The sequence below is a fragment of the Paenibacillus sp. TSA_86.1 genome (assembly GCF_052691815.1).
Genome location: NZ_JBQZGE010000007.1, coordinates 53062 through 67836 on the forward strand (window position 1 = coordinate 53062; position 14775 = coordinate 67836).

A 14775-nucleotide genomic window follows, 5' to 3' on the forward strand; every position below is an offset into this window, starting at 1 on the left:
TGCACAAACTGGGTAGATATGGGTACAATAGAGGGTGGAGCGTTCATAGGAAGTCTGCGGTTTATCGCAAAAATGGTTTAGAGGAGACGGTTAGCACATGAGTTGGTTTGAAGCAATGAAGCAGCATGATTATGAGGAATTGGTTCTGTGCCAGGATCGAAGTTCAGGTTTGAAGGCCATTATCGCCATACACGATACAACACTTGGGCCTGCGCTAGGCGGTACACGGATGTGGACATACGCTTCAGAGGAAGCTGCCATTGAAGATGCACTGCGTCTCGCTCGGGGCATGACATATAAAAATGCAGTATCCGGCCTTAATCTGGGCGGAGGCAAAACGGTAATTATCGGAGATCCGCGCCGTGACAAAAATGAAGCGATGTTCCGCGCCTTCGGTCGTTACATTCAAGGGTTAAACGGCCGTTACATCACCGCCGAGGATGTGGGAACGACAGAAGAAGACATGAATCTGATCTATCAGGAGACCGATTATGTCACAGGCATCTCAGCAAGCTATGGCTCATCCGGCAACCCTTCGCCTGCAACCGCTTGGGGTGTGTATCGCGGTATCAAGGCTGCTGCGAAGGAAGCATTCGGCACTGATTTGCTGGAAGGGAAAATAATTGCCGTTCAAGGTGTAGGCAACGTAGCGATGCATCTGTGCAAGTATCTGTACGAGGAAGGCGCACAGCTTATCGTAACGGATATCCACAAGGATTCCGTGAAGCTAGCGGTGGAACGTTTTGGCGCCAAGGCGGTTGATCCGGCGGACATTACCCGTGTCGAATGTGATATCTATGCGCCATGTGCACTCGGCGGCACGATTAATGATGATACACTCAAGACACTCAAAGCCAAAGTGATCGCGGGTTGTGCCAACAATCAGCTGCTAGAGCCACGGCATGGGGATGAGCTGTATCAGCGAGGCATCGTGTACGCACCGGATTATGTCATTAATGCAGGCGGTGTGATCAACATTGCCGATGAGCTGAACGGATATCATGCGGAGCGGGCTTGGGCGAAGATCGGCGAGATTTACACTACGCTGGAGAAAATTTTCGAAAGCTCCCGCACCGAAGACATCGCTACCTATGTGGCGGCAGACCGTCTTGCCGAGCAGCGGATCGAGATGATGAAGAACACGCGCAGCAGCTTTTTGCAGAACGGTCATCATGCTTTAAGTGCACGCAGATTACGTAAATAATTGCTGTTAGCCAAGCATCCGAAAGCTGGATTCATGTAAGGCGAACTGTAGGACGACGAAATGTAAAATCGAAGTGTAAGCTAAAGCAAGGGCAGAAGCTATCCTAGGGATGGCCCCTGCCCTTGCTTTGTATAGGTGGATTTTTTTTAGAGGGATGCTCTGTCTATGGTGGTGGAGATGTAGATGGGATGGAGGAGCAGCGGCGGCATGGAAAGGTAAAGATAGAAGTATAGATAAAGTATAGACTGGTACGGACAAGGAAAAGACAAAGGTGCCGGTACAGGTTATGTGCTGACAGCTGTAATCTTTTTCTCCGTGAAGTAGTATAGCAGCGCGAGCAGTGGCATGATCAGACCAATGAGTGTCGTGAGGCTCCAGCCGCCATGGACATAAGACCAGCTACCAAGTGAAGAACCGATGGCACCACCGATGAAAAAGATCGACATAAACAAGCCGTTCACACGTCCTCTTGCTTCGTTCCCAAGGGAGTAGATGATGCGTTGACCCAGCACCAGATTACCGGAAACAGCCATATCCAGCGTAATGGCGACCACGACCAGCAGGATCAAGGCCGCTGTAGAATGGCTCTGGAACAGATAGGCCAGACCAAAGGAGGCTGCGGCAATGACCATAGCGGCTCCGGTGAGCACTCGGGTAAAACCGCGGTCTGCCCATCTTCCGGCAATCGGAGCGGCAATGGCGCCGCCTACCCCTGCGAGGGCAAACCAGGCGATGCCTTGCTGCGACAAGCCAAAATCATTTGCCAGCCGGAGAGGCACCGTCGTCCAGAACAGGCTGAATGCGCCGAACAAGCTGGCCTGATAGAACGCGCGACGCCGTAACATCGGCAAGGTGCGAAGCAGTGTACCGAGAGAGATAATCAATTGTCCATAAGTAAGGTTGGGATCAGGCTGACGGGCTGGAAGTGCCCGGGACAGAAGCAGCATGAGCAACGCGATTACCACGGCCGAGAATGCAAAGACCGCTTGCCAGCCGAACATGCTGGTGATAAAGCTGGCGACAGGACGTGCGAGCATAATGCCGAGCAGCAGACCGCTCATCACATTGCCGACCACCTGTCCGCGTTGCTCTTCGGAAGTCAGATAAGTCGCATACGGCACCAGAATCTGCGCAACGACAGAACCAATACCGATGAGCAGTGACGCCGTCAGAAAGAGGAAAGCACTGGTGGAGAAGGTGGCGGTAATCAGCGCTAGTACAAGTACAATGAGAAACAGTACCATTAAACGGCGATTCTCGATAATGTCGCTGAGCGGTACGATGAACAGCAGACCAATGACATATCCGATTTGTGTCAGCGTCACGATTAATCCGGCTGCGGCAGACGAGAGACCTGTAGTGCTGCTGATCGGCCCAAGAACGGTCTGAGCATAATACAGGTTGGCTACGATCAGACCGCAGGAAGCAGCGAGCAGGAAAATAATCCAGGCAGGCACGGTCGTCTGAGTCTGGTTGGTGCTTGGTTTCTGTTTGGTATCCATAAGATCAACCTCCAATAAAAGTGTATGATGGTCATTCAATTGCCATTTTCACTGAGAATGATGTGTAGGTTTAATTGATGAACGTTGCGTTTACTAATTGCATCTAAATAATATACGATACGTTCAGTATTGTAAATAGGCAGTTTCAGAACAAAGTGATTTACATAAAGATGACGGAAACACAATGACATTGCTGGGAGCTTAAAAATGTATATTGACGCTGTATTTTAGTATAATGAACGTATCGTTTTGTTAATTTAATTTGTAGCTATACTAGCTCAACTATTTTTACACAGATAACGGAGAGGACAGAAAAAAACCTGGGGATAACAGCGAATGGAAGGTTATTTTGTCATTGAAGTGGTTGTATAAATGCTTTAGTTGAGCTTACATACATGATGACAATGGAGGGGTCAGCAATGACTGCAAAAAGAGGACGTCCGCGCAACATGGAAACCCAGAATGCCATTCTTGCCGCGGCGTATGAACTGCTGCTGGAAGATGGGTTCGCCGCGGTGACAATTGAAAAGATTGCCGAACGCGCACAGGTAAGCAAAGCCACCATCTACAAATGGTGGCCGAGTAAAGGTGCTGTCATGCTGGACGGGTACATGTCGGCGTTAACGGCCAGATTGCCTGTGCCGGATACGGGGTCTGTATATGAGGATTTGCGTGCTCATGCAGGGAACCTGGTTCAATTTTTGACAAGTGCCGAAGGGAAAGTCATTACACAGATTATTGGAGAAGGGCAGTCTGATCCTGTCCTTGCGGAAGAATACCGCAGCAGATATATTCAGCCTCGCCGGCGTGAAGCATGGGGCATTCTGGAGAAAGGCGTGGAACGTGGCGAATTGAAGCAGGGTCTGGACATTGGGATGTATATCGACATGATCTATGGGCCTGTATTTTACCGGATGCTGGTCACGGGCGAGCCGATGGATGATACGTTTGTGGAATTACTGCTAAGTACCGTATTTAAAGGCATTGGGTTTAAGGCATAGCAATAAGTGATAGCAGCATGTGATAGGTGAAGGAAGAGAAGAAGAGGAAAGGAAAAGGAAAAGGAAAAGGGCAATTCAGAGAAAGACCGAATTACCCGGGGATACGGTTACTGCGTAGCCAAACGAAGTCTATACCTGAAAGGTCGGGGAGATGGCAGTGGGCCATGTGTCCGTCGTTTTGGGGATGAAGGAATTTTCGTGCTCGTTTAAAACGGGGGGATCATTCCACACTGAACTTGGCAGTTCGTGTCTGTCCGTGTTGTATAATCCTATGGAAATAGTAGGATATTGAAGTTGGAATAACTGTATCATGTTCCTGTCCATCCTTCTAATGGATTTTTTCTATAAGCAATTCGGGGCGAAGGCAAGCTGGAGATGTAGAAGTTCTTGTGCTTGCATAAAAATGTAAATTTATTGCCACGATTGTTATTGACCACTGTAAAATTTAGGATTAAAATTGGTCTAATCATATAAATTCAAATTTCTGGATTTTAATTGTGGAGGTGGGATACATGGAACCTGCAACTACGATACGCTCAACGATTGAGGATTACATCAGGAAACAGGGATATACCCTTCAATATTTTGCAGATATATCGGGAGTGAACGCTGGAACGCTTAGCGCCATTATTAAGGGAACACGCCCCATCGCCATGGCGCAGCTTGATCTGATTACCCAGGGCATGAATCTGGAGGAAGGCTATTTCTACGAGACGTATGGTGGGGAGTGCTTCGTAGAGTCGGCTCCACACTGGCGAAGGCTTGAGCCTTTCCTGCAACGCTGTGCAGAATTGGACAAGCTGGACTGCATCCAGCGGGTGATTCAACAAGTAACGGACGATCGTTCCTATATCTCCGAACTGTTCGAGATGGCCGAAGGTATGCTGGAGCGCGGTCAGCAACAAGCTGCACGTATGTTATATGAATGTGTAGCCGAGTGCGAGAAATACCAGCATTCCGAGCGCTTGGCCCTCTGCCAGTATCGCATCTTCACTCTCTCGCTCGGTCAGAATCAGCATGATAACCTCCGGGCCGCCGTGCACTTCGAGCCTTATATTAATCGCTTGGATGAGGAAAGGCAACTGGATGCGATTAAGGATTTGGCGAATACGTACACTGCTCTTCGATATTGGGAAAAGGTATTTAATTTGGCTGAAGAATTAGACCAGAAAACGAAAATCTTGCAATCATATACAAAGAAAAAAATAGACAAAAGCGATAGACTTACCGCCTATCCTTTGTTCGTATATAGAGCTTATTCAAATTTGCTTAAGTCCACGGCATGTGAAAAGCAGGGACGTTATGAAGAAGCGTTGATTTACACAGAGCTCTACGCAAAGCTTGCTAATGTCGCTGAACCGGATGAAGAAGATCAGATATTTATTGATAAATTCGCTGGTTGGATGGAAGCCAATACTTATTTATATAAGTTAATGATGGGCGACCACAGTGTTTTGTCTGCTTACGTGAAATTTATTGAGGATAATGAAGCAGAATTACTACCTGCTATGATTAATATTTTGGAAGCGGCTAATAAATTTAACCATGATATTGATGATCTTCTGAATAAATTTAGCGATCGAATTAACTCTGAAATCATCCGTTTAAAAGGATATACAGAGCAGATGAGATATGAAATGTATGCTGCATTCTTGTTAGAACGTTCTCTTTATCACTTGAATCGTCATGAATATCGAGAGGGTCTGAAGCAGCTTATGCACTGTCTAGAAGAGTCAATAAAATTAAATAATCAAACAAATATCATTCATTGTATCTCTCTATACGAGAAGCATAAGCCTATGGGAACCACTGAAATTGAGCATCAATATAAACTTATAATGATGGAGGTTCAGAAATCTTATGAAAAAAAAGAAAATCTTATATATAATCTTGCTTAGCTGTATGGTTATTAATATAAGTCAAATTAGTAATTTTGATAGTGATGTACTTATACAAATGTTAACTTACGGTCATGGTCCAGGTGGTTTATAAAACAGTCAGAGATATATTAATTTGTTAAAAAAGCTTACTTTCAATTAATGAGAGTAAGCTTTTTTGTCTTTTCATAGATTGACCAATGTAAAATACAGGATTAAAATAACATTTATTATATCTAATTGAATTATAAGTTATTCGAATAATGGAGGTGAAATCGTGGGATCGGTACCTACGATAACCGTACATATTGAGAAATATATGAGAGAACAAAATCTCAAGTTGCAGCACTTTTCCGATATTACTGGGATTAATGTTGGGACATTAAGTGCCATTCTTAAAGGTAGCAGACCGATGTCTATGAACCAACTGAATCAGATCACTTCTGCAATGGGATTAGAAAAGGGTTATTTTTATGAAACTTACGGAGTAGAATCCTTCATTGAATCATCGCCCCACTGGAGACGATTGGAACCATACCTATACGAGTGTGCTGAACTTAGTAAGCTGGATTGTTTACAACAAGTTATTACTCATGTATCGGACGATCGATCCTATATAGAAGAGTTATTTGATGTAGCTGAAGGCTTTTTTGCTAAAGGATTAAAAGAAGCTGCTCTTATTTTATATGAGTGTGTGGCAGACAGTGAGAAATATCAGCATTCGGAACGGTTGGCCTTATGCCAGTACCGTATTTTCTTGCTTCATAAAACACTGAGCAAATTTGATAATCTTAAAGCGGCAATAAAGTTTGAACCATATATTGAAAAATTAAATGAGGAAGTACAATTAGATGCTATCAAGGATGTAGCAAATCTTTATGCAACTATACATGTGTGGGATAGAGTATTAGATTTGGCTGAAAAGTTGGAACAAAGAGTTGAGACTCAACTACACTTTCGCTCCGGCAAGAGGAAAACCAAACCAAGAGTCTCATTCTACCCAATATTTAGTTACAGAGCTTATGCAAATTTGTTAAAGGCAACTGTATCCGAAAGACGTAAACAATACAGGCGGGCTTTGAAGTACACGGATGTTTATGAGGATATTATGGATGGAATTGAAAACCCTACGGAGGAAGAGCAAGAATTGATAGAGCGATTCAAGGGCTGGGCTGAGGGCAATCGATATTTATATACATTATTGTTGGGCGATTTCAATATTTTAGATGACTATTTAGGCTACCTGGATGCCAATCCAAAAGAAATCTTAACGGCATTCGTATATATTGTAAAGGCTGCTAACCAGTGCTCATACGATATTGACAGGGAACTAGATAAATTTAAAACTCATATAAATAACATAAAAGTAGAAAATTATGTAAAATGGACATACAACGAGGAGACTTTGAATCTTAGATATATACGCTTATTTTACGAACTAGCAAAATACAGATTAAGTCGAAACCAAATTGAACTGGGAATAGAACATCTAATTACTAGTTTCGAACGTTCTGTCTCAAGCAATGATGACATGATGTGTATCAAATGCATTGATTTATACGGAAAATATAGAGATCAGGCCAGTAAGACCCAGGAAGAGCAGTATACAAAACTAATAGATAAGTTAAGTGTACCAACTTTTCAATAGTAAAACATCTGGGGAGGACGATGAAGACAATGTCCAATATACGTTCCTATATTGAAGATTACTTGAAGAATGAGGGATATAAACTACAGCAATTTTCAGAAATTGTTGAAATTAATGTTGGTACATTAAGTGCGATCATCAAAGGAACCAGACTTATGTCAATGAATCAACTAGACCAAATCACATCAGCAATGGATTTAGAGCAGGGCTACTTTTATGAAATGTATGGATTTGAATGTTTTATTGAATCTGCGCCCCATTGGAGGCGATTAGAACCGTTTTTATATCGTTGTGCTGAACTTGGTAAGCTAGATATTATACAACAAGTCATTACTCATGTGACAGATGATCAATCCTATATTGATGAGTTATTTGATGTGGCAGAGAGTCTCTTTAATAAAAGCATGAACGAAGCGGCACTCATTTTATATAAATGTGTGGCCGGCAGTGAGAAGTATCAACACTCGGAGCGGTTGGCCCTTTGTCAATACCGCATTTTCTTGCTTCATAAAACACTGAGTAAATATGATAATCTTAATGCAGCAGTAAAGTTCGAACCGTATATTGATAAATTAAATGAAGAAGTGCAATTGGATGCAATTAAAGACTTGGCTAACGTGTATATGACGATACATTTGTGGGATAAGGTTGATGCATGGGCACGGGAACTGGAACGGAAAGTTGAATTTCAATTAGAAATGCAATCTCGTAGGCGAAAAAATAAAAGAAGACTAACAGGCTATCCTCTTTTTACATATGTAGCCTATGCACACTTATTAATAGCAAGCGTTTATGATGCCCGTAAGGAATATGAAAATGTCCTAAAGTATACAGAAAAATACTTGGAAATAGTTGAGGTTGAGAATCCTACAGAAGAGGATCAAAACATAATAGATCTATTCAAGAAATGGGGAGAGGGAAATCAATATGCAATACGAATATTGCTAGGTCAAGAGAATGTAATCTTTCCTTACTTGGGATATTTAGAGAATAATTCGGAAGAGATATTAACTGGTTTGCTAAATATATTGGAAGCAGCTAATCAGTATGGATTTAATATTGATCATGCTTTGAAAAAGTTTGAACATCGGATTAATTTGTTTGATAAGGACTTTCATAATAAAGATAATTATAACTATCAAATGATAGACCATAGGTATAGAGTTTTTTATTATGAAATGGCAAAATATCAAATAAATCAATGTAATTATTTACTTGGAATTGATGCCTTACTTATGTGTTTAAATCTCTCTTCTTCAAGTAATGATGATCTGATGTGTATTAAATGTTTGGATATGTACGGAGAGTATCGGAGCGAAGCCAATGAAACACAGATAAAAAGGTACAAAAGTGTAGTAGAAAAGTTAAGTTTGCCGACTTTTTGATAATGAAATATCTGGGAAGGGACGGTGAAGAAATGTCCAATATACGTTCCTATATTGAAAATCACTTGAAGAATAAGGGATATAAACTACAGCAATTTTCAGAAATCGCTGACATTAATGTGGGCACATTAAGTGCTATCATCAAAGGAACCAGACTTATGTCAATGAACCAGCTAGACCAGATTGCCTCTGCAACGGGTTTGGAACAGGGGTACTTTTATGATATGTATGGTGTGGAATGTTTTATTGAGTCTGCACCCCATTGGAGACGATTAGAACCGTTTATATATCGTTGTGCTGAGCTTGATAAGCTTGATATTATTCAACAAGTCATTACTCATGTGACAGATGATCATTCATATATAGATGAGTTGTTTGAAGTAGCTGAAGATTTGTATAACAAAGGAATGAAGCAAGCAGCACTTATTCTGTATCAATGTGTGTCTGAATGCGAAAAATATCAACACTCTGAACGATTGGCTATGTGCCAGTATCGTATATTTTTGATTAATATAAACTTGAAAAAATTTGATAACCTTAATGCAGCCATTCGTTTAGAAGTTTATGTAGAGAAGCTGAATGAAGAAGTACAATTAGATGCAATCAAGGAATTGGCTAATGTATATAGTACAATGCACTTATGGGAAAAAGTTTATTCGTTGGCAGAAGAGTTAGAAAGAAAATCTGATGCCCTATTAAGATTTAAGTCGCGAGGAAGAACTAAGCGTATTACGGAGTATCCATTAATCACTTACAAAGCTTATGCGATTCTGCTAAAAGCAAGTGTCTTTAAAGAACGTAAAGAATATGCAATGGCCCTAAAGTATACAGATATTTATGAGAGAATAGTTGATATTCCTGATCCATCAGAAGAAGAAAGGGTTATAATCGCCAAATTTAAGAGATGGGCTCAAGGAAATCGTATAACAATTAATTTGATGTCTGGAAATCAAGATTTTATGCAAGAGTATCTTAATTACTTGCAAGCTTACTCTGAGGAAACGTTAACTGCTTTTATTAATATTCTTGAAGTTGCTAATGAACAATCCCTTAAAATTGAGTTTGATTTAGAAAAATATGAAAACAAAATCAAACGATTTTATTTAGATGAAGGGTGCAATTCACGGGTTATAACGCATAGATATATGTTGTTTAATTATGAACTTGCAAAGTACAAATGTAATAGCCAAGATTACCAAAACGGTGTAGATATAATACTTTATAACTTATCTCTTTCCTCATTGAACCAAGACGATCACATGACAGTAAAATGTGTTGATTTATACGGAACTTACAGACAGCAAGCTAGTTTGTCTCAGCAAGAGACGTATTCACAATTATTTAAGACGATAAATATTAAATAAAATAAACAGCCTATCTGCTTTTGAGGTAGGCTGTTTTGTGTTTTGAGAAAGGATTAGGTAGAGCGCAATGCCTTTTCTAAAGAATTCTTTTTACAATATTATGCAAAACATATTATGTTCTAAAAAGCACTTGTAGTCATGAGATAAACTAATAGCTTACTCATATTGATTGTTTTTCTAGAATGTCTTAGAGGGGTACATGCCATGAGAGAACTAAGTATCTTGAAAGACCAAATCGAGCAAGGTCGGCAAGAGTTGAGTCGCTTGGTAGATCAATATGGAATCCCGAATGTGAAAGTGCTTGAGCAGTCTATGGCGTTAGATGAGCTAATTAATGATTATAATCGATTTACTCTAGGAGTGAACATAAAGAAAAAAAGATTTGTGGCATTAAAGAAAACGTAGTCAAACTAAAAGTAGTGTTTGGATGGTAAGGAGGATGAGCCTCTAATAACCAGTTAGAAATTAATGATTATTATATTATTCATAAAAAGTATATATAAGTATATTTTGAAAACAATTATATAATTGTTTTGTTACCATTATCAATTATGAAAAAAATGGAGGTTTTATCTATGAAAAATTATGGGAAAATTTTATTAACAGCACTTATGATTTCTTCCGCATGTTCAACGGTGGCAGCTGCTTCATCTGAAGGACAAGTTTTAAGTACAAATACGCCTGAAATAGTGATTAATAATGATATTTCTCAAACAAGTACAATAGGTATTTTTGATCCTAATTTTAAAGAAAAGGCTATTTCACAAGGACTTGATTCTGAAACAATTATTGCGGGGTATTATGTTCCTTTTGATAAGACGCGTTCCAATCTATCAAGCGATCAGGTGCTTCCTTCTGCGTTAGGAGATATCTATCTGAAAAACATTGATATGACCCAAATTACTGGAAACGTTATTGAGCGTGCGGTTGGAAAAGGTCCAGCACCTTTGTCCTTGTCTGTTGTTGATGGTGTGGCTACTACGTTCTCTGCTGAAATTTCTTCGAAAGCAGGGTTGGGAGGTGCAGAGATTGCTGCGAAGCTAGGCACGACCTACCAGGCAACTCGTAACTTTAACAAAACATACGGCCCAATCCAAATTCCTGCGAATAAAAAATATACCATATACTGTGCACCAACATACAACTACTACTCGTTTCAGATATGGAAACAAGGCTTTTTTTCTGATTCTTATATCGGTACTTATGAGTATAAAGAACCAACGGGGTTATACTTTTACTGGCAAGATACTACTGGTTGGTAACTAGACTTAATTTAACAATTTTGGTAATATGATAACGCATACAACAGCGATACTATATTACCAAAGGAGAATTTAAATTTGAAAAGTAAAATGAATTCCTTAGTTCCCCTTATCTGTTCTATTATATTATTTGTTATTGGATTTCAGTTTATTGCTCAAAGTACTGATTGGGGTATGGACAAAGCTATGTTGGTTTTGGCAGAATACCAAAATGTAAAGTCTGATACCTCTGATATCTTTGGTAGTTTTATAAACTCAGAGATTTGGTCGTATAAAATTGAAGGAATATTATTGATATTTTTAGGGATGTTAATGTTGTATTTAGCAAATTCATTACGAAATAAATAAGGCAGGGGCTGTCCCATAAGTCATAAAATTGGCTAGGGACAGCCCTGTTTTCTAAATTGTAGCAACAAAAAAATGGGTCTGGCAAAACGACTTGATCTGATCGCAAATGTGGTTAAACGTCCGTCAGAAATACAAGGTATTCCTGATGAGAAGGAGATCATCTACCAGCTTTGCCACTTGCCCTTACTCAAAATTGTACGACAATAATTACCAGTAAAGAGTTAACTTGTGCAACAAACTGTGCTAAATTGAAGATAATAAAAAAGAGCAAGGATGCGCTAACATCCCTACTTTTTACAACAGCCGCTTCTAAGGGTTGTGGCTGTGCATAGGTAGCTGAAATAGATCATTACCTTAGCGGGGGCGGTCTATTTCTTTTTGTTTTGATTATTTAAGCAATTAACACCGAATCGCCACAGCCATCACCCTTGCAGCGATTAGAAAAAAACGATTGATATGACAGGGATTGCATTCGACACCAATGGGTTTTATTCATCAAGGTAAAAACACCTTTAGCGGATCATATGACACATTTATTAAAATGGGTGATGGGGTGAATCCTGACTTGGCGTTTCTGTGAAATGTGGATGGATCACGATATGTGGATAAAACATAAGACCGCGTATCCATATGTTGTATGTATTTTTGATTAATGGACATATTTTAAAATACTTAAGTTATGAAACTAAATCTTTGCAAACAATCATTAGATTTTGCAAAGGAATAAAATATGAATTTTTTGGCAATGTATCCTAAAATGATGTAAAACGAGGGGGTGCATGTTATGAGTGAACCGATGCAAATCAAGGATCGAATCGAACGGGATAGGCAGAAGTTACGTCGGTTGGCGGAGAATCATGGCATGCAGGATAACAAAGTCCTCGAGCAGTCCATGGTGTTGGATGAGCTAATCAACGAATATTATCGTTTCCAATATAAACATATGATGAAGAGACAACCGATTGCTTAATGCAGTCGGTTTTTTGATGTGACCCAAAAGAAGCCGACTGCTTAATTGCATTCGGCTTTTAATGTTTTCCGAAAGATAAATCACGCTTCCCTAACTTACTCCCATAACAGCCTTCCATCCAATTCCTCTTTAAATTCCGTACTAAATCCATAGCTTACAGGATCGTCGCGACATCTCTAAACTGGATATGATGACCTCAATTCACCCGGAATGGATGCATCTGTTGGTTCCAACGGATTGAACCATTTCATCGAACAACAGCGAGGGCTCATACAATGAAACGAAGGAGGGGGACAAGTGAATGGCAGAAAGGACGTTGAACTTTGTTCGTTCTATTCGAGATTTCATAGGTTTCAGCTCAATCCGAAAAAGCATAAACCTGCGCTCCAAGCTGCTAGTGCTTTTTCTGGCATTGACGCTCTTGCCGCTTAGCTTGCAGGGGGTGATGAGCTACGCTCATTTTTCGCAGACGCTGGATCGCAAGACGGAGCAATTCACCATTGATATGGTGAGGCAGATCAACACCAATCTGAACCGAATGCTCAAGGATTTTGAGCGGTTGTCGCTCTTGCCGCTTTATGACGAGACCGTTCTTAGAATCCTGCGGAAGTACGATGGGGCGATGGGTGCAGGGACGTGGGCGAAGTCGGATGATTATCAGAAAATGAAGCTGTATACGTCCGCTCAAGCCTATGATCGGCCAGAGATTCGAGGCATTCATCTGATCAGCAACAGCGGCATCCTGTTCTCCAATCTGGACTCCCTTGCGGTCAAACCCGTCTGGGACGGCAACCAAGAGAAATGGTTTGCCGAACTGAGGGGCACCGAAGGCATATGGCACTTGCTTCCTCCGCATATTCCCGGCTACTACGTAAGAGGTCAGGAAGCGGAATACATCAGCGTGGGCAGAGAGCTGCGTGATCCGGGAACGCTACAGCGGCTGGGGTACATTTTGATCGATATCCGGCTGGAGGCATTTGGACAGCTATTATCCAACCTGAATTTTGAGCAAAAGGCAAGTCTGATGATCGTGGACAGCCAGCAACGTCTTATTTTTGAAAAAACGTCAACAGACGGCTTATCCGCTTATGCTCCTTTGTTATCTCATGGAAAGCATCAGGATTATGCAGACAATCAGAAGATAGAGCTGGAGGGAAGATCTTATCTCCATGTAAAGCATCATTCAGGATATTCAGGGTTGTCCGTGATCAGTCTGACGCCAATTACGGTCATTCAAAAGGAGTCTGGGGAGATGCTGACCTTTACGATGGGACTTGCTCTTCTCTGTATGGCGGCTGTAGCGATCCTCGCCGTACTCGTATCGTATAGGGTCACACGTCCGCTTATCCGTCTGAAACATCATATGATTCGTGTGGAACAGGGGGATTTCAGTCAGCGGGTTACTCAGTACAGCAGTGATGAACTGGGGCAGATCAGCAGGGGATTTAACCGGATGATGGAGGAGATCCACCGTCTGTTCCATGAGGTGTATATGCTCGAAATTCAGGAACGGGAGGCTGAATTGTCGGCGCTACAGAGCCAGATGAACCCTCATTTTATATACAACACACTGGAGTCGATCAACATGATGGCTGTCCGCCAGAGGCATGCCGAAGTATCTGCCATGGTGACAGCGCTTGGCAGGTTACTTCGATACACCATTGATAAGGCAGATCGCATGGTGACGCTGCGGGAAGAGCTGGCGTTTGTCGATTCTTATGTACGAATTCAGCAAGTGCGTTACAACGGTGAACTGGAGATTATTTATGACATGGAGGAAGAGGTTAACGACTGTCTTGTTCCCAAGCTGATCCTGCAACCGCTGGTGGAAAATGCAATCTGCCATGGGATCGAAGGACGGCTAGCAGGCGGCAGCACGGGTGGTAATAATGGCGGCATGATCTGGGTATCTGCCGTTTTATTCGATCAGGAACTGCTCATCAGTGTTCGGGACAATGGCAAAGGGATGGAACAGGAGGAGCTGGATCGGTTAAATGCTTCTGTCTCTGGGCAGACCGTTTCTGGACAAAACGTGTACCCAACCGCTAATCCCATTCTGCATCGTCATGCCGGGGAAAGTCTGGGGTTGCACAATATCGCTCAAAGGCTGCATCTGGTGTATGGAAAAGACAGCGGACTAACGGTTGATGGCAGCCCCGGACAAGGGCTGGTTGTGACTTTATCCATTCACCTTCAACGGAAAGGGGATTGATA

General features: G+C 41.5%; 12 protein-coding genes. 11 read left to right on the plus strand and 1 reads right to left on the minus strand.

Annotated elements, in window-relative coordinates; genetic code table 11:
• The first annotated feature begins 97 nt into the window (after positions 1-97).
• Positions 98-1204, plus strand: coding sequence for a Glu/Leu/Phe/Val family dehydrogenase (locus ACUTVW_RS15570; protein ID WP_445646652.1), 1107 nt, complete (start codon positions 98-100; stop codon positions 1202-1204).
• Between the two features lie 284 nt (positions 1205-1488).
• On the opposite strand, the gene ACUTVW_RS15575 is transcribed toward ACUTVW_RS15570, so the two are convergent.
• The gene (locus tag ACUTVW_RS15575; RefSeq protein ID WP_445646653.1) at positions 1489-2706 is read right to left on the minus strand and encodes an MFS transporter; all 1218 of its coding nucleotides are present in this window, start codon (positions 2704-2706) and stop codon (positions 1489-1491) included.
• Between the two features lie 419 nt (positions 2707-3125).
• On the opposite strand from ACUTVW_RS15575, the gene ACUTVW_RS15580 reads away from it, so the two are divergent.
• The 10 genes from ACUTVW_RS15580 (at position 3126) to ACUTVW_RS15625 (ending at position 14773) form a co-directional block, all read left to right on the plus strand.
• Positions 3126-3707, plus strand: coding sequence for a TetR/AcrR family transcriptional regulator (locus tag ACUTVW_RS15580; RefSeq protein WP_445646654.1), 582 nt, complete (start codon positions 3126-3128; stop codon positions 3705-3707).
• A 512-nt stretch (positions 3708-4219) separates the two neighbouring features.
• Positions 4220-5605 (plus strand): helix-turn-helix domain-containing protein, encoded by a 1386-nt coding sequence (locus ACUTVW_RS15585; protein WP_445646655.1) that lies wholly within the window; start codon positions 4220-4222, stop codon positions 5603-5605.
• A gap of 256 nt (positions 5606-5861) precedes the next feature.
• Positions 5862-7232, plus strand: coding sequence for a helix-turn-helix domain-containing protein (locus ACUTVW_RS15590; protein ID WP_445646656.1), 1371 nt, complete (start codon positions 5862-5864; stop codon positions 7230-7232).
• A 29-nt stretch (positions 7233-7261) separates the two neighbouring features.
• Entirely contained in the window at positions 7262-8617 is a 1356-nt protein-coding gene (locus tag ACUTVW_RS15595) for a transcriptional regulator (protein ID WP_445646657.1), read from the plus strand.
• Between the two features lie 32 nt (positions 8618-8649).
• The gene (locus ACUTVW_RS15600) at positions 8650-9981 is read left to right on the plus strand and encodes a helix-turn-helix domain-containing protein (protein WP_445646658.1); all 1332 of its coding nucleotides are present in this window, start codon (positions 8650-8652) and stop codon (positions 9979-9981) included.
• Between the two features lie 204 nt (positions 9982-10185).
• The gene (locus ACUTVW_RS15605; RefSeq protein ID WP_445646659.1) at positions 10186-10386 is read left to right on the plus strand and encodes a Spo0E family sporulation regulatory protein-aspartic acid phosphatase; all 201 of its coding nucleotides are present in this window, start codon (positions 10186-10188) and stop codon (positions 10384-10386) included.
• Positions 10387-10556: 170 nt separating this feature from the next.
• Positions 10557-11243 carry a hypothetical protein gene (locus ACUTVW_RS15610; protein ID WP_445646660.1) on the plus strand — a complete coding sequence of 229 codons (687 nt, stop codon included), beginning with the start codon at positions 10557-10559 and terminating at the stop codon, positions 11241-11243.
• 78 nt (positions 11244-11321) lie between these two features.
• Entirely contained in the window at positions 11322-11591 is a 270-nt protein-coding gene (locus ACUTVW_RS15615) for a hypothetical protein (protein WP_445646661.1), read from the plus strand.
• A 784-nt stretch (positions 11592-12375) separates the two neighbouring features.
• Positions 12376-12561, plus strand: coding sequence for an aspartyl-phosphate phosphatase Spo0E family protein (locus ACUTVW_RS15620; protein ID WP_308723016.1), 186 nt, complete (start codon positions 12376-12378; stop codon positions 12559-12561).
• A 301-nt stretch (positions 12562-12862) separates the two neighbouring features.
• Complete coding sequence (locus tag ACUTVW_RS15625; protein ID WP_445646662.1) at positions 12863-14773, plus strand: sensor histidine kinase; 1911 nt, start codon at positions 12863-12865, stop codon at positions 14771-14773.
• Positions 14774-14775 lie beyond the last annotated feature (2 nt).